Here is a 16,802-nt window from a genome sequence, read left to right as displayed (position 1 = left end):
TTTTAATTATTAACCGTTAAACACTTTACTTAGAGAAATTCCTCTCATTCTAGCGATCTCTTCAGGTCTTCTGATGTCTAATAACGCTTTGAAAGTAGCTTTCACCACGTTGTGAGGGTTAGAAGATCCTTTAGATTTTGAAAGGATATCGTGAATACCAGCAGATTCCAATACCGCTCTTACCGCACCTCCGGCGATAAGTCCTGTACCGTGAGAAGCAGGTCTTAGGAAGATATCTGCACCACCGTATCTAGCAGTAGTTTGGTGAGGAATAGTGTGGTTCATTACAGGAACTTTCACAAGGTTTTTCTTAGCGTCTTCAACTGCTTTAGCAATTGCAGAAGCAACCTCTTTAGATTTTCCTAAACCGAAACCGATAACACCTTCTTCGTTTCCTACTACAACGATAGCAGAAAATCCGAAAGCTCTACCCCCTTTTGTTACTTTTGTTACTCTGTTAACAGCTACGAGACGATCTTTTAATTCTAATCCTCCCGGTTTTACTCTTTCTATATTATCTAGTCCTAACATATTTTCCGAAATTTAATGATTAGAATTTAAGTCCACCTTCTCTTGCACCATCAGCCAGAGCTTTTACTCTACCGTGGTATACGAATCCGTTTCTGTCAAATACAATACTTTCGATTCCTGCAGCGATAGCTTTAGCAGCGATAGCTTTACCAACAGCAGCAGAAACTTCAGTCTTAGTACCTTTAGCGTCTACACCTTTCTCTCTTGAAGAAGCAGATACTAAAGTTTTACCATTTTTATCATCGATTAACTGAGCGTAAATTTCCTTATTACTTTTATATACAGATAATCTTGGCAATTCAGAAGATCCAGAGATTTTCCCTCTTACTCTTCTTTTGATTCTTATTCTTTTTTCTAATTTACTTAATGCCATAATACTTATAATTTATTAAGCAGATTTACCAGCTTTACGTCTAACATTTTCACCAACGAATCTTACACCTTTTCCTTTGTATGGCTCAGGCTTTCTGAAAGAACGGATCTTTGCAGTAACCATTCCTAGAAGTTGCTTGTCATGAGACGTTAAAGTAATAATTGGGTTTTTACCTTTTTCAGTCAATGTATCAACTTTTACTTCATTTGGAAGTTCTAATACGATACCGTGAGAGAATCCTAAAGCTAATTCAAGTTTTTGACCTGAGTGAGAAGCTCTGTATCCTACCCCTACTAGTTCTAGTTTCTTTTCGAAACCTTCTGATACACCAACGATCATGTTAGCGATCAACGCTCTGTATAAACCGTGAAGCGCTTTGTGTTGTTTAGAATCAGATGGTCTGTTTACGTTAAGTTCACCATCTTTTTGTTCTAAAGTAATTCCTGCTGTAAGCTCCTGAGAAAGTTCTCCTTTAGCCCCTTTTACAGTTACTACACCATTGTTTTCAGTGATTGTAACTCCTGCTGGAATTGTTATAATTGCTTTACCAATTCTTGACATTTTCCTGTGATTAAAAATTAATAAACATAGCAGATTACTTCACCGCCTACTTTCTCTTCTCTAGCTTTCTTGTCAGTCATTACTCCTTTTGAAGTAGAGATGATAGAAATACCCAAACCGTTTAGTACTCTTGGAAGCTCAGCTGAACCTTTGTACTGTCTCAAACCTGGTCTAGAAGCTCTTTGGATAGACTTGATAGCCGGTTTGTTAGTTTGCTTATCGTACTTTAAAGCGATTTTGATCACTCCCTGAACAGCGTTATCTTCAAACTTGTAGTTTAAGATATACCCCTGATCAAATAAGATCTTAGTAATCTCCTTTTTGATTTTCGATGCAGGAATTTCCACCACTTTGTGGCCTGCGCTTTGTGCGTTCCTTACTCTTGTTAGGAAATCTGAAATTGGATCTGTTACCATTTTTCTTTTATAAATTATTGGTTAAAGAACAATCAGTTTTGCAAAGACTTGAAGAGTAAAATATCAGACTTCAGAAATCTTCAGTCTGATATTTTTATCTTTAGTATCTGAACAACTTAATTGTCCCGATTTTTAATTAGTAATTATTACCAACTAGCTTTTCTTACACCTGGGATAAGACCGTTGTTTGCCATTTCTCTGAAAGTTACTCTGGAAATACCGAACGTTCTCATGTATCCTCTTGGTCTACCTGTCAGTTTACATCTGTTGTGCAATCTTACAGGAGAAGCATTTTTAGGCAATTTTTGAAGTCCTTCGTAATCACCAGCTTCTTTAAGAGCTTGTCTTTTAGCAGCGTATTTAGCAACTAGTGCTTCTCTTTTGCGCTCACGCGCTTTCATTGATTCTTTAGCCATTTCTTAGTTCTTTTTAAATGGTAAACCGAAGTGAGTTAATAATGCTTTAGCTTCTTTATCTGTTTTCGCAGTAGTTACGAAAGTGATGTCCATCCCTTGGATTTTTTTCACTTTGTCAATTACGATTTCAGGGAAGATAATCTGCTCAGTAATACCTAAGTTGTAGTTACCTCTACCATCGAAACCATCTGCTTTGATTCCAGAGAAATCTCTGATACGAGGTAAAGCAGAAGAAGTAAGTCTGTCTAAGAATTCATACATTCTGTCAGCTCTCAATGTTACTTTAGCACCTACAGGCATTCCTTTTCTCAATTTGAAAGCAGCTTCGTCTTTTTTAGAGATTGTACCAACAGCCTTTTGACCTGTGATATTTGTAAGCTCTTCTACAGCATAATCAATGATTTTTTTGTCTGCAGTAGCATCACCTAAACCTTGTGATACAACGATTTTCTCTAATTTAGGTACTTGCATTACTGACTTATACCCGAATTCTTCCATCATTGCAGGAACAATTGTCTCTTTATATGCTTTTTTGGGTCTTGCTATATATTCCATGTGTTATTTAAAATTATAAAGTTTCACCCGTTTTTTTGTTGATTCTTACTTTCTTATCTCCTTCGATTTTGTAACCTACTTTGATAGCTTTTCCGTCTTTACCAACTAAAGCTACGTTTGAGATATGAATAGAAGCTTCTCTTTCAACGATTCCTCCTTGAGGATTTGAAGCTGAAGGCTTAACGTGCTTTTTGATGATGTTAAGTCCTGCAACAACTACTCTAGGGTCTCTACCTTCTTTCTTGATCACTTCAATAACTTCACCAGTCTTACCTTTGATATCTTTCTTACCAGTAGTAATGATTACGTTATCTCCTCTTTTTATTTTTAACTTTGACATTTCTTTAAAAAATTTTAAAAATTAAAGTACTTCAGGAGCTAATGAAATGATTTTCATATATTCTTTGTCTCTCAACTCACGAGCAACTGGTCCGAAAACACGAGTTCCTCTCATTTCTCCTGCTGCGTTTAGTAATACACAAGCATTGTCGTCGAACTTGATGTATGAACCATCTTTTCTTCTTACTGCTTTTTTAGTTCTTACTACTACAGCTTTAGATACCTGACCTTTTTTAGCGTTTCCTGATGGTGTAGAATCCTTGATAGTAACAACGATTTTATCACCAACTGAAGCATATCTTCTTCTGGTTCCTCCCAGAACTCTGATAACTAGTACTTCTTTCGCACCTGTGTTATCAGCAACTTTTAATCTTGATTCTGTTTGTAACATTATTACTTAGCTTTTTCAATGATTCTTACTAATCTCCATCTCTTGTTCTTGCTCAAAGGTCTAGTTTCCTGGATTAAAACTGTATCTCCCTCGTTGCATTCGTTGTTCTCGTCGTGTGCAGTATATTTTTTCGTCTTTAATACGAATTTACCATACATCGGGTGCTTCATTCTCATCGTTTCACTAACAACAATGGTCTTTTCCATTTTATTGCTGGAAACAACTCCGATTCTTTCTTTTCTTAAATTTCTTTCCATTGTAAAATGAAATTATTGTTTGTTAGTTAACTCAGTGTTTAGTCTTGCGATTGTCTTTCTCAAATCTTTGATTTGAATCGGGTTTTCAATTGGGCTGATTGCATGAGCCAATTTCAATTTAGAATATTGAGCTTTTGCTTCAGTTAATTGAGCTTGAATATCACCCGCGCTTAAATTTTTAATATCAGCTTTTTTCATTGTATTCAAAGATTATAGAGGTTTAACAAAATCGTTAGCAACGATGAATTTAGTAACTACTGGTAATTTTTGTGCAGCAAGTCTAAGAGCTTCTTTCGCTACTTCGTAAGGAACACCTCCAACTTCGAACATAATTTTACCTGGTTTTACTACAGCTACCCAATATTCAACAGCACCTTTACCTTTACCCATACGTACTTCCGCTGGTTTCTTAGTAATTGGCTTATCTGGGAAGATTTTGATCCATAGCTGACCTTCTCTCTTCATATATCTTGTTGCAGCGATACGCGCAGCTTCAATTTGTCTGGCAGTGATCCAAGCACCTTCCGTTGCTTTAATCCCGAAAGTTCCGTAAGCAAGTTGACTACCTCTCTGGGCATTCCCCTTCATCTTCATCTTATGAACTCTACGGAATTTGGTTCTTTTTGGTTGTAACATAATTTCTAAATTTTAGATTTTAGATTTTAGATTTTAGATTTTTTTTTATTTTAAAAAAGTAACGGTAATTTAAAACTCAAAACTCTAATCTAAAATTTTAATTATTATTGTTATTGTTGTTGTTTTTTCTAGGTCTTCTGTTGTCTCTGTCTCCTCCTCTGTTTCCTCTTTCAGACTGACCTCCTTTTTTCTGTTGTCCCACTAGTGGAGAAAGTTCTCTTTTACCGTAAACTTCACCTTTCATGATCCAAACTTTTACCCCTAGTCTACCGTAAGTAGTGTGAGCTTCTGCCCAGTGGTAATCGATATCAGCTCTGAAAGTTGACAATGGAATTCTTCCTTCTTTGAAAGATTCTGATCTTGCCATTTCAGCTCCGTTTAATCTACCAGAAATTTGAACTTTGATACCTTCAGCACCCATTCTCATAGTACTTGCCATTGCCATTTTAACAGCTCTTCTGTAAGAAATTCTGTTTTCAATTTGCTTAGAAATACTATCAGCAACCAATACAGCATCTAATTCAGGTCTTTTGATTTCGAAAATGTTGATTTGAATATCCTTACCAGTCAATTTCTTCAACTCTTCTTTCAATTTATCAACTTCCTGACCTCCTTTACCGATGATAAGTCCCGGTCTAGCAGTAGTAATAGTTACTGTAACTAATTTTAAAGTTCTTTCAATATAAATTTTTGAAATACCACCTTTAGATAATCTAGCTTCAAGGTATCTTCTGATTTTGTAGTCTTCAGCGATTCTGTCTCCATAATCGTTTCCACCAAACCAGTTAGAATCCCATCCTCTGATGATACCTAATCTGTTACCAATTGGATTTGTCTTCTGTCCCATACCTTGATTAATTTTCTTTGTTACCTAAGATTAATGTAACGTGGTTAGATCTTTTTCTGATTCTATACCCTCTACCTTGTGGAGCTGGTCTTAGTCTCTTCAATTGTCTTGCACTATCCACAAATATTTCTTTAACGATAAGGTTTGCTTCCTCAATGTCAGCACCTTCGTTTTTCACTTGCCAGTTAGCCATAGCAGAAAGAAGTAATTTTTCTAACTTGTTAGAAGCATCTTTCTTAGAATATTTTAGGATATAAAGTGCTTTGTCTACCTGCTCTCCTCTAATGATATCAGCAACTAATCTCATTTTTCTTGGAGAAGACGGGCAATTATTTAATGAAGCTTTTACAACGTCTTTGTTAGCTTCTTTTCTTGCGATTGAACTATCTTGTTTTCTTGATCCCATGATTATCTGCTTCCTTTGTTTTTGTTACCACCATGACCTCTGAAAGATCTTGTTGGAGAAAATTCGCCTAACTTGTGACCAACCATGTTTTCTGTAACATATACAGGGATAAAAGATTTCCCGTTGTGTACAGCAATAGTTTGTCCTACGAAGTCCGGAGAGATCATAGATGCTCTAGACCAAGTTTTGATAACTGTCTTCTTACCAGACTCTATATTTGCCTGAACCTTCTTATCTAAAGTATGATGAATGAACGGTCCTTTTTTAAGTGATCTTGCCATAATTATTTTCTTTTAGATACGATGTAACGGTTAGACACTTTGTTTTTCTTTCTAGTTTTGTAACCTTTAGCCGGTTTACCGTTTCTAGATCTTGGGTGACCTCCTGAAGAACGTCCTTCACCACCACCCATTGGGTGATCTACTGGGTTCATTACAACCGCTCTTGTTCTTGGTCTTCTACCTAACCATCTGCTTCTACCAGCCTTACCTGATACAGTTAATTGGTGATCTGAGTTGGAAACAGAACCAATCATTGCCATACATTCAGTAAGGATCATTCTTGATTCTCCTGAAGGTAACTTGATGATTGCATATTTACCATCTCTTGAAGTTAATTGAGCTGAAGAACCAGCACTTCTTGCTAAAATCGCCCCTTGTCCAGGCTTCATTTCAACACAAGAAATTACAGTACCCAATGGAATGTTTTTCAATTTCATTGCGTTACCTACGTTTGGTTCAACGCTTTCTCCTGATACTACTTTCTGATCTACTTTGATACCGTTTGGAGCGATGATATATCTCTTCTCTCCGTCTGCGTATTCTAATAAAGCGATAAATGCAGTTCTGTTTGGATCGTATTCTACAGATTTTACAGTAGCTTCAACGTTTGCTTTGTTTCTTTTGAAGTCAATAATTCTGTATTTCTTTTTGTGTCCACCTCCGGTGTAACGCATGGTCATTTTACCTGTATTGTTACGTCCACCTGACTTTTAATACCAACTACTAGAGATTTCTCTGGTTTGTTAGTAGTAATTTCCTCAAAATTGTTTACAATTCTGAATCTCTGTCCCGGGGTGATAGGTTTTAATTTTCTAACAGACATTACTATTATTTATAATTAATAATTAATTTACAGCAAAAATATCGATAACCTCACCTTCAGCAAGTTTGATTACCGCTTTTTTCAATTTGTTTGTCTTTCCTACTTGAAGACCTTTTTTAGTGTATTTTGAAGAAACCTTCGGAGCATAAATCATTGTGTTAACGTCTGCTACTTTTACACCGTAAGCTGCTTCAACAGCTTTTTTGATCTCGATTTTATTCGCCTTAGGATTCACTAAGAAAGAATAAGAACCTCTTAAATCTGTAAGGTAATTAGCCTTTTCTGAAATAACTGGTTTAATAATAACTGACATGATTTATTTCTTTAAATTTTCCTGGAATTTTTCAACTGCACCTTCGAAGAAAATGATCTCACCAGCGTTTACTAAATCGTAAGAACTGATTTCGTTGAAGTTCATTACTTTAGCTTTAGGTAAGTTTCTTGAAGATAAATATACATTCTTGTTAGCTTCAGGAAGAACGAATAAAGATTTTTTACCGTTAAGTTCCAATGCATTTAATACATTGATGAAATCTTTAGTCTTAGGAGCAGCAAAGCTCATATCTTCTAAAACTTTAATGCTGTTGTCTCTCATTTTCTGAGATAATACAGATTTTTTAGCTAATCTCTTAAGAGCTTTGTTCAATTTGAATCTGTAGTCTCTTGGTTTTGGTCCGAATACTCTACCTCCACCTCTGAATACCGGAGATTTGATATCACCGTATCTAGCAGATCCTGATCCTTTTTGCTTCTTAAGCTTTTTAGTAGAAGCAGTAATTTCGCTTCTTTCTTTTGCTTTATGAGTACCTTGTCTTTGAGCAGCAAGATACTGTTTAACTTCTAAGTAAACCGCGTGCTGATTTGGCTCAATTCCGAATACTGTTTCGTCTAGAGTTACTTTTCTTCCGGTCTCTTTTCCTGATGTATTTAATACTACTAGTTCCATTTTCTGATAATTACATAAGAATTTTTAGCTCCCGGAACAGCACCTTTTACTACTAAAAGATTTTGTTCTTGATCAACTTTTAACACTTGAAGGTTTTGAACAGTTACCTGCTTACCTCCCATTCTTCCAGCCATTCTCATCCCTTTGAATACTCTTGAAGGGTCTGAACCAGCACCGATAGAACCTGGAGCTCTAAGTCTGTTGTGCTGACCATGAGTTGCCTGCATTACACCTCCAAATCCGTGTCTTTTAACAACACCCTGGAAGCCTTTACCTTTTGAAGTTCCTGTTACGTCAACATATTCACCTTCTGCGAATAGATCAACTTTTACTTCTTCTCCTACTTTTACTTCATCAACGAATTCTCTGTAGAATTCAACTAATTTAGCTTTAGGAGCAGAACCAGCCTTTTTAAAATGACCAGCTAACGCTTTACCAACGTTCTTCTCACTCTTGTCATCGAAACCTAACTGAACAGCTTTATAACCGTCTTTTTCTAAGGTTCTGACCTGTAAAACCGAGCATGGACCAGCTTGGATAACTGTACAAGGAATGTTTTTTCCTTCTTCGTTAAACAAAGATGTCATACCGATTTTTTTACCAATAATACCTGACATTGTTTATATTATAATAAAATTTATCCTTTAATTATCACCATTTTTCGGAAGTCTGAGGTAATTTCTACTTTTGATATAGGCATACCACGCCCCTAAAATGAGTGTGCAAATCTACGAATAATTTTGTAACTGACAAATATTTCGACTAAAATATTTTGATTTTTAATCATTTAGCGATTTCAGAAAAAAAACTATCCGAAATTTTGAAAATGTTCTTTGAAGTTTAAAAGAAAGTCATTAATATATTTTTTTCCAACATCCGATTTCCTTACTACCAAATAATGTTTTCTTTTTAAACCGTTATTGCCGATTTTTTTAAAACTTAATTCATCAGACAGCCTGAATGAATTTAACGCCCATTTCGGCATACAGGTAATCCCCATATTGGCCTGGACCATTTCCAAAGTAACTTCCGTTAAAGGAACTGCAGAAATTTTCACAGGCATTATTCCGTTAGGATTCAGAAATTGCTCATAAACAGAAACCGTTTTTAAGGGAAAAGAATGAATAATCAAATGAGCATCCAGAAAATCTTCAGCAACAAGATATTCGGTATTGTTCAAAATATTTTCCTCATGAATAACAGCAAAAATTTCATCCTCAAAAATCTCAATACTCACCAAGTCTTTATTACCGGAAGGTTTTGAAGTAACCACAGCAATATCAATTTCATTGGATATGACTTTTTCAACAGGTCTATGGGTCGCCTCCAACACCAGATCCACTTCAATTTCAGGATATAAAACTTTCATTTTCTGAATAAACAAAGGCAGCCCCTGATAAAATGAATAACATTCCGTACTGATTTTGATAGTACCCGCCGCTCCGGCTCTTATCTGCTGAATGGTATTCAAACCGTTCCCGATACTTTCTATTACCGTACATGCAGTTTTATAAAGAATACTTCCCTCATCCGTCAGCTCCCATTTGTTCCTAGTTCTGTAAAACACCTTAAAACCAAGCTGGATTTCCAGATCCTTAAGCTGATGGCTCAACGCCGACTGTGTCAAAAAAAGCTTTTCGGAAGAACCCGCAATACTCCCTTCCTCCGCAATTGTTTTAATAAGCTTTAAAAACTTGATTTCCATTATGCAAAGTTAACAATATAACGCAAGACAATGTTTGAAAATATTTCATTTAAAACTGCAGAGCATTCAATTTCAATCTTTGGAAAAGAACAAACCCGAACATAGTTTTGCATCGTAAACAATTTAAAAATTATGCAAGAACAAATTGAATTCTACCAGAAAAAATTAATGTATGAAATGGACCCTTCAGATCTGTATGATGCATTTCAAAACAGTACAGATTATATAGCAGTAGATACCAGAAGACCAAATGGCTACAGCAAAGAGCACATTCCATCCGCAATTAATCTTCCCCATCGGGAAATGACAGAAGAGAGCACACAGCACCTTGACAAGTCAAAAATATATGTCTGCTATTGTGACGGGATTGGCTGTAATGCTTCCACGAAAGGGGCTTTAAAAATGACTCAATTAGGTTTTAAAGTCGTTGAATTAATTGGAGGAATCGAATGGTGGAAATTTGACGGCTACGCCACAGCAGGAACCGAGCCTACCAATGGTTCCACTTTTGTATGCGCCTGCTAACCCAAGAATAAGAGAGACATGAAAATACGATTTGCCGAAGAAAAAGACCTGAGTTCCATTATTGAATTATGTAAAGCCCATGCGCAGTACGAAAGAAGCTCTTTTAAAGAAGAAAACAAAAAGGAACAGCTATCTAAACACATTCTCAATCCGGATTCTGAAATAAAATGCCTGATTGCAGAATCTAATACTGAAATAATAGGATATGCAACATTTTTCAGACAGTTCTCCACCTGGGACGCCGGCTATTATATGTACGTTGACTGTCTGTTTTTAAAAGAAAATGCAAGGGGAAACGGAACAGGAAAACAAATAATGGAATTAATAAAAAGTTACTCAAAAGAACAAGGCTGCCCGATAATCCAGTGGCAGACTCCAGGTTTTAATAGAAGGGCCATCAAATTCTACACTTTGCTTGGAGCGGAAAGAAAAAACAAAGAAAGGTTTTTCTGGAAAGTATAACATAAATGATTCTTGATTAAAACAGAGACATTCTGAAGTCAAAATGTCTCTGTTTTAACTATTTGATCAAGCTAAATGTAGCTTATTTTACAATAACTGTAACTCCCCTTTCTTCCAATGCGGACTTATCTTCCTTACCTATGCCATCATCTGTAATCAGATAATCTACTTCATCCAGTGAAGCGATCTTCCCGAAACCTTTCTTATTTAATTTTGAGGAATCCGCCAAAACCACGGTCTTATCCGCACATTCGATCATAACCTGATTAAGATGTGCCTCTGCAGCATTGGAAGTACTGATTCCAAATTCAAGATCAATCCCGTCTACACCCAGAAAAAGTTTATTGCAGGAAAACTGTTTGAGAATTCCTTCTGAAATAGACCCTACAATGGAAGTTGAGCTTTTCCTCACTTCCCCTCCCAACTGGATCACATTAATATTAGGATTATTGCAAAGCTCAATTGCCACCCGTAAAGAGGATGTCAACACTGTAAGCGGACCGAAGTTCATCAACATTCTCGCAAGATAATGCATTGTAGTTCCTGACGCCAATATAATACAGTCATTCTCCTGGATCAATGGAAGTGCAGCCCTTGCAATAGCCTGCTTCGCCTCTACATTAATATTTTCTTTCTCCCCTACATTCTTTTCATAAGCATACCTTACCTGCTTACTTGCTCCTCCATGATTCCTGAAAAGAAGCCCCAGACTTTCGAGATAGTTCAGATCCTTTCGAATCGTAACCGAAGATACATTGAGCTTTTCACACAAATCCTGCACAAGCACATGCCCTTTATCATCCAGCTCTTTAAGTATTTCATCCTGCCTTGGTAATAGCTTTTCCATTTTATTCGTTTCCTCAAAATTACCGATTTTTTCCGACATCTTAAAATTTCATTTATTTTCTTTTTGCTTTCATTTTTAATTTATATATTTGAAAACGAAACATAAACGAAACATTTATGAAACGAAACGAAGAACTCAGTAAATTAACCAATGTAAAAGAATGGGACTTTATTGTCATAGGAGGAGGAGCCAGTGGTTTAGGTTCAGCATTAGATGCGGTAAGCAGGGGATTCAAAACTTTATTGCTTGAATCTCACGATTTCGCAAAAGCAACTTCCAGCAGAAGTACCAAATTGGTACACGGTGGAGTAAGATATCTTGCCCAGGGAGATGTCGGATTGGTAAAAGAAGCATTAAAGGAAAGAGGACTTCTGGCAAAAAATGCAGCACATATCGTAAAAAATCAGTCTTTTATTATTCCCAACTACACATGGTGGGGAGGAATCTATTATAAAATAGGATTGTCTGTTTATGATTTCCTTGCCGGAAAGCTGAGTTTGGGTAAAACAAAATACATCAGCAAATCAAAGACAGTCGAAAAGCTTCCTACTATTGAACAAAACCACTTAATGAGCGGTGTTGTTTACCAGGACGGACAGTTTGACGATGCAAGACTTGCGATCAACCTTACCCAAACTATTATTGAAAAAGGCGGAAGTGCAGTCAACTATGTAAAAGTAATCAACCTTTTAAAAGACGCTTCTGATAAAATAATCGGTGTTGTTGCAGAAGACCAGTTTTCCAAACAGCAATATCAGATTCATGGTAAAGTAGTTATCAATGCAACCGGCGTATTCACGAATGATATCCTGAATATGAACAACCCTAAGCATGGTAAACTTGTTGTACCAAGCCAGGGGATCCATCTCGTACTGGACAAATCCTTCCTGAAAAGTGATGATGCGATCATGATTCCGAAAACTTCAGACGGCAGGGTTTTATTTGTTGTGCCATGGCATGACCGGGCTTTAGTGGGAACCACAGACACTCTTCTTGAAAATGAAAGCTTTGAACCTCGAGCACTGGAAGAGGAAATAAGCTTCGTTTTAAATACAGCCAGACAATATCTTGCTAAAAAACCAACACGTGAAGATGTTAAATCTGTTTTCGCAGGCCTTCGTCCTCTTGCCGCTCCCAAAGACGGAAGCAAAAGCACAAAAGAAGTTTCCCGAAGCCACAAAGTGATTACTTCAGAAACAGGATTGGTTTCCATTATCGGAGGAAAGTGGACCACCTACCGTAAAATGGCGGAAGATACCGTAGATGAAGCTATGAAAGTTCACAGGTTGGGAAACAGCCCATCAAAAACAGAGCATATGTCCATCCACGGAAATGTAAAACCTGAACAGGTAGACAGAACCAACCACCTTTATGTGTATGGATCTGACATTCCAGCCATAAAAGCATTGCAGGAAAGCAACCCTCGTTATGCACAAAAGATCCACCCGGACCACCCTTTCACTGTAGCTGAAATTGTATGGGCAGTGAGAGCAGAAATGGCAGAAACGATTGAAGATATCCTGGCAAGAAGAGTCCGTTTGTTGTTCCTGGATGCGAGAGCAGCAATAGACAGTGCTCATAATGTAGCAAGAATTATTGCTGAAGAAAAAGGATATTCTGAAGAATGGGCTCAGCAGCAGGAAAATGAATTCATTGAACTGGCAAAAGGATATTTACTGACTCCTTATTCACCTAAAGTTATCAACCTAAATTAGCACTATATACATGAATGAAAAGCTTATCCTCGCTCTAGACCAGGGGACAACTTCCTCCAGAGCGATTCTCTTCAACCATAGTGGAGAAATCAAATATGTATCTCAGAAAGATTTCAGACAGATATTCCCTACTCCGGGATGGGTAGAACACGATCCGAATGAAATCTGGTCTTCACAGATCTCCGTAGCAGCAGAAGTGATAGCGAAAGCAGGGATCTCCGGACTGGAAGTTGCTGCTATCGGAATTACCAATCAGCGTGAAACCACCATTGTATGGGATAAAGAAACCGGTGAACCGATCTACAATGCCATTGTATGGCAGGACCGCAGAACTTCAAAATACTGCGATGAACTGAAAGAACAGGGACACACTGAAACCATCAAAGAAAAAACAGGACTTGTTTTGGATGCCTACTTTTCAGCCACCAAGCTAAAATGGATTCTTGATCATGTAGAAGGAGCAAGACAAAAAGCTGAAGAAGGAAAATTGTGTTTCGGAACTGTTGATACCTGGCTTGTTTGGAAACTTACCCGTGGAAAAATGTTCATCACAGACGTTTCCAATGCCAGCAGAACCATGCTTCTGAATATTCACACTCTGGAATGGGATAATGACTTATTAGAGCTATTTGATATTCCTAAAAATATTCTCCCGGAAGTGAAGCAAAGCAGCGAAATATATGGAGAGACCGCTACTACCCTGTTCTCTACCAAAATTCCGATCGCAGGTATTGCCGGAGACCAGCAGGCAGCCTTATTCGGGCAGATGTGCACCACTCCGGGTATGGTAAAAAATACTTACGGAACAGGATGCTTCCTGCTAATGAACACAGGAACGGAAGCTGTTTCTTCTAAAAACAACCTTCTTACTACTGTAGCATGGAAAATTAATGGAGAGGTTAACTATGCACTGGAAGGAAGTGTATTCGTAGGAGGTGCCGCTATTCAATGGCTGAGAGATGGTCTTAAGCTTATTCATTCTTCCGAGCAGGTAAACGAACTGGCTGCTTCTGTAGAAGATAATGGCGGTGTTTATTTCGTTCCTGCATTAACCGGTCTTGGTGCTCCTTACTGGGATCAGTATGCGCGCGGAACGATTGTAGGGATTACCCGCGGAACTACCGATGCCCATATCGCCAGAGCTACCCTGGAAGGGATTGCATTTCAGGTATACGAGATTGTAAAAGCAATGGAAGCTGATTCCGGAAGAGCCAGCCTTGAATTAAGAGTAGACGGCGGTGCCTCTGCAAGTGATCTTCTGATGCAGATCCAGTCTGATCTTTTCGGATTCAAAATTACAAGACCCAAAACATTGGAAACTACAGCTCTTGGAGCAGCCTACCTTGCAGGACTTGCAGTAGGATATTGGAAAAGTATTGACGAAATCCAGGAACAATGGATTGTAGATAAAGACTTCCACCCTCAACTGGACAGAGAGAAGGTAAATAAAATGACCCACTTCTGGAAGAAAGCTGTAAAAAGCGCTCAAAGCTGGATTGAAGATTAACTCACTTATTAAAAAAAACTTATATGACCCCATTTATTGCAGAAGTTATCGGTACGATGCTTCTTATATTGTTAGGCAACGGTGTTGTAGCCAATGTTGTCTTAAAAGATACGAAAGGAAATAATTCCGGATGGATTGTTATTACTACCGCGTGGGCATTGGCCGTTTTTGTGGGAGTAACCGTTGCAGGGCCAATAAGTGGGGCCCACCTGAATCCGGCAGTAACCATTGGCCTTGCTGTTGCAGGAAAATTCTCATGGGACCTTGTTCCTTCCTATATCGCAGCGCAAATGATAGGAGGAATGCTGGGTGCATTTTTAGTATGGCTGTTTCATAAAGATCATTTTGCTATTACGGAGGACGAAGGTGCGAAGCTGGCATGCTTCAGTACCGGGCCTGCGATAAGAAAAACATCTTCCAATCTTATCAGTGAGATCATCGGAACGTTTGTACTGGTATTCTGCGTATTTTACTTTGCAGATCCAAGTATTTCCCTGCAGGCAGATCCAACGGCCAAAGTAGGCCTTGGTTCCATCGGAGCGATTCCTGTTACCTTTGTAGTTTGGGCAATCGGTTTATCTCTGGGAGGAACTACAGGATATGCCATTAACCCGGCAAGAGATCTTGCTCCAAGAATCATGCATTCCATTTTACCTGTAAAGGGAAGCAGTGATTGGGGATATGCGTGGATTCCTGTAGTAGGTCCTATTACAGGAGCTATTATCGCAGCAGTATTATATGGATTTTTAAAATAAGACAAATGATGAGAAAAATCTTAAAGGGAATCTTCGTTCTTGCTTTAGGCACAGGAAGATTATTTTCACAGGAAAATGGTGAAACCAAGGATACCAGAGAAGGAAGACTTGATTTTACGGCCAACATTCAGAACAATCACTTATGGAGAGGGCTTATCATTACGGATAAACCTGTCGTGATGGGGAATCTTTCTTACGCCCTGGATGCAGAGAAAAAATGGAAGGTAGGAATCTGGGGAGCTTCTGCATTAGCCGATGATAAGGACAACACCCATTATAAAGAGATCAATTATTATGTTCAATATTCTGACGGACGTTTTTATATTGGATTATGGGATCTTTATAATTCCAGGAACATCAATACCGCAGTGGCGGCAGATGACATTTTCAGTTATTCACAGAGAAGAACTGCCCATATTATTGATTTAAGAACCAATTATACTTTCGGGCCTTCATTCCCGATCAATATTGAAGCGGATATCATGCTGTACGGAGGGGCCAATGCCGGAGAAGTAATTCTGGAACCTGACGGAAGCTACAAGAAAAACAGATACTCTACTTACGTTCAGGCAAGCTATCCTGTTATTAAGGGACAGAAAGTCAATCTGGATGCATTTGTGGGGGCCGGATTTGCTCTTAATGATAAAACCTTTTTGTACGGCAACGGCAAAAACAGTTTTGACATTGTCAATGTAGGAGTAAAAGCAGGAAAAGTTGTTAAGATTACAGATCATTACAGTCTTCCGGTATCAATGATGGCGATGTGGAATCCTTCTAATAGATTTGCAAGAATTCAGCTTGCAGCAACTATTTTTTAAACTGATTCATACGCAATGATAGAAAGCCACTTCTTTTAGGAGTGGTTTGTTTTTATAAAAAACATGCATCAAATCAAAATTCACAACTCATTTTATCAAAGAGATTTCTTTTACAATTTTTTAATTTTAAACAACAGTGTTTTTACGGTGAATGCTTTGCTTAAAAATTTTTACTTTTGAAAAAAATAGATATGAAAAAATTTTTCAGTTTAATAGTTCTGTGCATCAGTATTTTTACATGGGCACAACAAACGGATGTTCCTTTTATCGGATACAGGAATTTTGATATTTTGAAAGGATATAGCGGCACCGGTACTCCTCATTATTATCTGGATGTAAAAAGTAATGGTGATGTACATTTTGGCTATGTTCAGATCAATCAGGCCAATGGGGAAGAAACAACGGAAGACATCAATGCAGGAAAATATGCACCTAATAAGGTAATGAAAGTAGTCTTTAAAAAATATGAGGAAACCTTTTTTGTGAAATTCGACAAAGAAAAAATCTACCTTACCGATGAAAAAGGAAATGTAAAGAATCTTGATGGCTGCTGTTCATCCAGTGAAAGTATCACTAAAGAGACCTGCACCTGTGAAAGTGAATTTTTCAAGTAGTAAATAATATATTAAAAAGCCACACTATTTGGGTGGTTTTATTATTATTTGTCAAAACCACCCCGTCAAATTATAA

General features: G+C 37.6%; 26 protein-coding genes and 1 pseudogene. 7 read left to right on the top strand and 20 right to left on the bottom strand.

Annotated features, from left to right (window positions below; translation table 11 throughout):
- Window positions 1-9 precede the first annotated feature (9 nt).
- The 19 genes and pseudogenes from rpsE to EL165_RS18300 all read right to left on the bottom strand — a co-directional run bounded on the left by rpsE (window position 10) and on the right by EL165_RS18300 (window position 9,483).
- Window positions 10-531 (bottom strand): 30S ribosomal protein S5, encoded by a 522-nt coding sequence (gene rpsE / locus EL165_RS18390; protein ID WP_002983245.1) that lies wholly within the window; start codon window positions 529-531, stop codon window positions 10-12.
- A 19-nt stretch (window positions 532-550) separates the two neighbouring features.
- Window positions 551-904 carry a 50S ribosomal protein L18 gene (gene rplR, locus EL165_RS18385; RefSeq protein ID WP_002983242.1) on the bottom strand — a complete coding sequence of 118 codons (354 nt, stop codon included), beginning with the start codon at window positions 902-904 and terminating at the stop codon, window positions 551-553.
- Window positions 905-919: 15 nt separating this feature from the next.
- Window positions 920-1,465, bottom strand: coding sequence for a 50S ribosomal protein L6 (gene rplF / locus EL165_RS18380; protein WP_002983238.1), 546 nt, complete (start codon window positions 1,463-1,465; stop codon window positions 920-922).
- A 17-nt stretch (window positions 1,466-1,482) separates the two neighbouring features.
- Entirely contained in the window at window positions 1,483-1,881 is a 399-nt protein-coding gene (gene rpsH, locus EL165_RS18375) for a 30S ribosomal protein S8 (protein ID WP_002983236.1), read from the bottom strand.
- Window positions 1,882-2,027: 146 nt separating this feature from the next.
- Entirely contained in the window at window positions 2,028-2,297 is a 270-nt protein-coding gene (gene rpsN, locus EL165_RS18370) for a 30S ribosomal protein S14 (RefSeq protein WP_002983233.1), read from the bottom strand.
- A 3-nt stretch (window positions 2,298-2,300) separates the two neighbouring features.
- A complete protein-coding gene (gene rplE / locus EL165_RS18365) occupies window positions 2,301-2,852 on the bottom strand; it encodes a 50S ribosomal protein L5 (RefSeq protein ID WP_002983231.1) in 552 nt (183 codons plus the stop codon).
- A 13-nt stretch (window positions 2,853-2,865) separates the two neighbouring features.
- Complete coding sequence (gene rplX / locus EL165_RS18360) at window positions 2,866-3,192, bottom strand: 50S ribosomal protein L24 (protein WP_002983229.1); 327 nt, start codon at window positions 3,190-3,192, stop codon at window positions 2,866-2,868.
- A 21-nt stretch (window positions 3,193-3,213) separates the two neighbouring features.
- Complete coding sequence (rplN, locus tag EL165_RS18355) at window positions 3,214-3,582, bottom strand: 50S ribosomal protein L14 (RefSeq protein WP_002983226.1); 369 nt, start codon at window positions 3,580-3,582, stop codon at window positions 3,214-3,216.
- 2 nt (window positions 3,583-3,584) lie between these two features.
- Complete coding sequence (gene rpsQ, locus EL165_RS18350; RefSeq protein ID WP_002661338.1) at window positions 3,585-3,839, bottom strand: 30S ribosomal protein S17; 255 nt, start codon at window positions 3,837-3,839, stop codon at window positions 3,585-3,587.
- 12 nt (window positions 3,840-3,851) lie between these two features.
- Window positions 3,852-4,037 (bottom strand): 50S ribosomal protein L29, encoded by a 186-nt coding sequence (gene rpmC, locus EL165_RS18345; RefSeq protein WP_002983223.1) that lies wholly within the window; start codon window positions 4,035-4,037, stop codon window positions 3,852-3,854.
- 12 nt (window positions 4,038-4,049) lie between these two features.
- Window positions 4,050-4,475 carry a 50S ribosomal protein L16 gene (gene rplP / locus EL165_RS18340; protein ID WP_002983219.1) on the bottom strand — a complete coding sequence of 142 codons (426 nt, stop codon included), beginning with the start codon at window positions 4,473-4,475 and terminating at the stop codon, window positions 4,050-4,052.
- Between the two features lie 97 nt (window positions 4,476-4,572).
- Window positions 4,573-5,322: a 30S ribosomal protein S3 gene (gene rpsC / locus EL165_RS18335; protein ID WP_002983216.1), complete on the bottom strand. Its 750-nt coding sequence runs from the start codon at window positions 5,320-5,322 to the stop codon at window positions 4,573-4,575.
- A 7-nt stretch (window positions 5,323-5,329) separates the two neighbouring features.
- Entirely contained in the window at window positions 5,330-5,728 is a 399-nt protein-coding gene (gene rplV / locus EL165_RS18330) for a 50S ribosomal protein L22 (protein ID WP_002983214.1), read from the bottom strand.
- A 2-nt stretch (window positions 5,729-5,730) separates the two neighbouring features.
- Window positions 5,731-6,009, bottom strand: a complete 279-nt coding sequence (gene rpsS / locus EL165_RS18325; protein ID WP_002983209.1) for a 30S ribosomal protein S19 — start codon at window positions 6,007-6,009, stop codon at window positions 5,731-5,733.
- A gap of 2 nt (window positions 6,010-6,011) precedes the next feature.
- Window positions 6,012-6,832 (bottom strand): annotated as a pseudogene (gene rplB / locus EL165_RS18320) (50S ribosomal protein L2).
- Between the two features lie 22 nt (window positions 6,833-6,854).
- Window positions 6,855-7,145, bottom strand: a complete 291-nt coding sequence (rplW, locus tag EL165_RS18315; protein WP_002983204.1) for a 50S ribosomal protein L23 — start codon at window positions 7,143-7,145, stop codon at window positions 6,855-6,857.
- 3 nt (window positions 7,146-7,148) lie between these two features.
- Window positions 7,149-7,778 (bottom strand): 50S ribosomal protein L4, encoded by a 630-nt coding sequence (rplD, locus tag EL165_RS18310; RefSeq protein WP_002983197.1) that lies wholly within the window; start codon window positions 7,776-7,778, stop codon window positions 7,149-7,151.
- Window positions 7,769-8,395 carry a 50S ribosomal protein L3 gene (rplC, locus tag EL165_RS18305; protein ID WP_002983195.1) on the bottom strand — a complete coding sequence of 209 codons (627 nt, stop codon included), beginning with the start codon at window positions 8,393-8,395 and terminating at the stop codon, window positions 7,769-7,771. The genes rplD and rplC overlap by 10 nt, the downstream gene beginning before the upstream one ends.
- A 191-nt stretch (window positions 8,396-8,586) precedes the next feature.
- On the bottom strand, window positions 8,587-9,483 hold the full coding sequence (locus tag EL165_RS18300; RefSeq protein ID WP_002983192.1) for a LysR family transcriptional regulator: 897 nt from the start codon (window positions 9,481-9,483) through the stop codon (window positions 8,587-8,589).
- 132 nt (window positions 9,484-9,615) lie between these two features.
- On the opposite strand from EL165_RS18300, the gene EL165_RS18295 reads away from it, so the two are divergent.
- Window positions 9,616-10,008 (top strand): rhodanese-like domain-containing protein, encoded by a 393-nt coding sequence (locus EL165_RS18295; RefSeq protein WP_002983190.1) that lies wholly within the window; start codon window positions 9,616-9,618, stop codon window positions 10,006-10,008.
- 18 nt (window positions 10,009-10,026) lie between these two features.
- Window positions 10,027-10,470, top strand: coding sequence for a GNAT family N-acetyltransferase (locus EL165_RS18290; RefSeq protein ID WP_002983187.1), 444 nt, complete (start codon window positions 10,027-10,029; stop codon window positions 10,468-10,470).
- 82 nt (window positions 10,471-10,552) lie between these two features.
- Here the strand turns inward: EL165_RS18290 and EL165_RS18285 are convergent, their stop codons facing one another.
- Window positions 10,553-11,317, bottom strand: a complete 765-nt coding sequence (locus EL165_RS18285; RefSeq protein ID WP_041462060.1) for a DeoR/GlpR family DNA-binding transcription regulator — start codon at window positions 11,315-11,317, stop codon at window positions 10,553-10,555.
- Window positions 11,318-11,433: 116 nt separating this feature from the next.
- Between EL165_RS18285 and EL165_RS18280 the strand changes: the two genes are divergently transcribed.
- The 5 genes from EL165_RS18280 to EL165_RS18260 all read left to right on the top strand — a co-directional run bounded on the left by EL165_RS18280 (window position 11,434) and on the right by EL165_RS18260 (window position 16,726).
- Window positions 11,434-13,032 carry a glycerol-3-phosphate dehydrogenase/oxidase gene (locus EL165_RS18280; RefSeq protein WP_002983182.1) on the top strand — a complete coding sequence of 533 codons (1,599 nt, stop codon included), beginning with the start codon at window positions 11,434-11,436 and terminating at the stop codon, window positions 13,030-13,032.
- Window positions 13,033-13,042: 10 nt separating this feature from the next.
- Entirely contained in the window at window positions 13,043-14,539 is a 1,497-nt protein-coding gene (gene glpK / locus EL165_RS18275; protein ID WP_002983179.1) for a glycerol kinase GlpK, read from the top strand.
- 23 nt (window positions 14,540-14,562) lie between these two features.
- Entirely contained in the window at window positions 14,563-15,294 is a 732-nt protein-coding gene (locus EL165_RS18270; protein ID WP_002983176.1) for an MIP/aquaporin family protein, read from the top strand.
- A 5-nt stretch (window positions 15,295-15,299) separates the two neighbouring features.
- Window positions 15,300-16,112: a hypothetical protein gene (locus EL165_RS18265; RefSeq protein ID WP_002983173.1), complete on the top strand. Its 813-nt coding sequence runs from the start codon at window positions 15,300-15,302 to the stop codon at window positions 16,110-16,112.
- 191 nt (window positions 16,113-16,303) lie between these two features.
- On the top strand, window positions 16,304-16,726 hold the full coding sequence (locus EL165_RS18260) for a hypothetical protein (RefSeq protein ID WP_002983169.1): 423 nt from the start codon (window positions 16,304-16,306) through the stop codon (window positions 16,724-16,726).
- Window positions 16,727-16,802 lie beyond the last annotated feature (76 nt).

It is taken from the genome of Chryseobacterium gleum (assembly GCF_900636535.1).
In the GTDB taxonomy this organism is placed as follows: domain Bacteria; phylum Bacteroidota; class Bacteroidia; order Flavobacteriales; family Weeksellaceae; genus Chryseobacterium; species Chryseobacterium gleum.
The sequence above is the reverse complement of the archived record's forward strand: the minus strand, read 5'-3'. Positions and strand labels throughout refer to the sequence as shown.

Excerpts from the sequence above, each read along its gene's own strand:
- rpsE (WP_002983245.1), bottom strand. The coding sequence starts at position 531 with ATGTTAGGACTAGATAATATAGAAAGAGTAAAACCGGGAGGATTAGAA.
- rplR (WP_002983242.1), bottom strand. The coding sequence starts at position 904 with ATGGCATTAAGTAAATTAGAAAAAAGAATAAGAATCAAAAGAAGAGTA.
- rplF (WP_002983238.1), bottom strand. The coding sequence starts at position 1,465 with ATGTCAAGAATTGGTAAAGCAATTATAACAATTCCAGCAGGAGTTACA.
- rpsH (WP_002983236.1), bottom strand. The coding sequence starts at position 1,881 with ATGGTAACAGATCCAATTTCAGATTTCCTAACAAGAGTAAGGAACGCA.
- rpsN (WP_002983233.1), bottom strand. The coding sequence starts at position 2,297 with ATGGCTAAAGAATCAATGAAAGCGCGTGAGCGCAAAAGAGAAGCACTA.
- rplE (WP_002983231.1), bottom strand. The coding sequence starts at position 2,852 with ATGGAATATATAGCAAGACCCAAAAAAGCATATAAAGAGACAATTGTT.
- rplX (WP_002983229.1), bottom strand. The coding sequence starts at position 3,192 with ATGTCAAAGTTAAAAATAAAAAGAGGAGATAACGTAATCATTACTACT.
- rplN (WP_002983226.1), bottom strand. The coding sequence starts at position 3,582 with ATGTTACAAACAGAATCAAGATTAAAAGTTGCTGATAACACAGGTGCG.
- rpsQ (WP_002661338.1), bottom strand. The coding sequence starts at position 3,839 with ATGGAAAGAAATTTAAGAAAAGAAAGAATCGGAGTTGTTTCCAGCAAT.
- rpmC (WP_002983223.1), bottom strand. The coding sequence starts at position 4,037 with ATGAAAAAAGCTGATATTAAAAATTTAAGCGCGGGTGATATTCAAGCT.
- rplP (WP_002983219.1), bottom strand. The coding sequence starts at position 4,475 with ATGTTACAACCAAAAAGAACCAAATTCCGTAGAGTTCATAAGATGAAG.
- rpsC (WP_002983216.1), bottom strand. The coding sequence starts at position 5,322 with ATGGGACAGAAGACAAATCCAATTGGTAACAGATTAGGTATCATCAGA.
- rplV (WP_002983214.1), bottom strand. The coding sequence starts at position 5,728 with ATGGGATCAAGAAAACAAGATAGTTCAATCGCAAGAAAAGAAGCTAAC.
- rpsS (WP_002983209.1), bottom strand. The coding sequence starts at position 6,009 with ATGGCAAGATCACTTAAAAAAGGACCGTTCATTCATCATACTTTAGAT.
- rplW (WP_002983204.1), bottom strand. The coding sequence starts at position 7,145 with ATGTCAGTTATTATTAAACCAGTTATTTCAGAAAAGGCTAATTACCTT.
- rplD (WP_002983197.1), bottom strand. The coding sequence starts at position 7,778 with ATGGAACTAGTAGTATTAAATACATCAGGAAAAGAGACCGGAAGAAAA.
- rplC (WP_002983195.1), bottom strand. The coding sequence starts at position 8,395 with ATGTCAGGTATTATTGGTAAAAAAATCGGTATGACATCTTTGTTTAAC.
- EL165_RS18300 (WP_002983192.1), bottom strand. The coding sequence starts at position 9,483 with ATGGAAATCAAGTTTTTAAAGCTTATTAAAACAATTGCGGAGGAAGGG.
- EL165_RS18295 (WP_002983190.1), top strand. The coding sequence starts at position 9,616 with ATGCAAGAACAAATTGAATTCTACCAGAAAAAATTAATGTATGAAATG.
- EL165_RS18290 (WP_002983187.1), top strand. The coding sequence starts at position 10,027 with ATGAAAATACGATTTGCCGAAGAAAAAGACCTGAGTTCCATTATTGAA.
- EL165_RS18285 (WP_041462060.1), bottom strand. The coding sequence starts at position 11,317 with ATGGAAAAGCTATTACCAAGGCAGGATGAAATACTTAAAGAGCTGGAT.
- EL165_RS18280 (WP_002983182.1), top strand. The coding sequence starts at position 11,434 with ATGAAACGAAACGAAGAACTCAGTAAATTAACCAATGTAAAAGAATGG.
- glpK (WP_002983179.1), top strand. The coding sequence starts at position 13,043 with ATGAATGAAAAGCTTATCCTCGCTCTAGACCAGGGGACAACTTCCTCC.
- EL165_RS18270 (WP_002983176.1), top strand. The coding sequence starts at position 14,563 with ATGACCCCATTTATTGCAGAAGTTATCGGTACGATGCTTCTTATATTG.
- EL165_RS18265 (WP_002983173.1), top strand. The coding sequence starts at position 15,300 with ATGATGAGAAAAATCTTAAAGGGAATCTTCGTTCTTGCTTTAGGCACA.
- EL165_RS18260 (WP_002983169.1), top strand. The coding sequence starts at position 16,304 with ATGAAAAAATTTTTCAGTTTAATAGTTCTGTGCATCAGTATTTTTACA.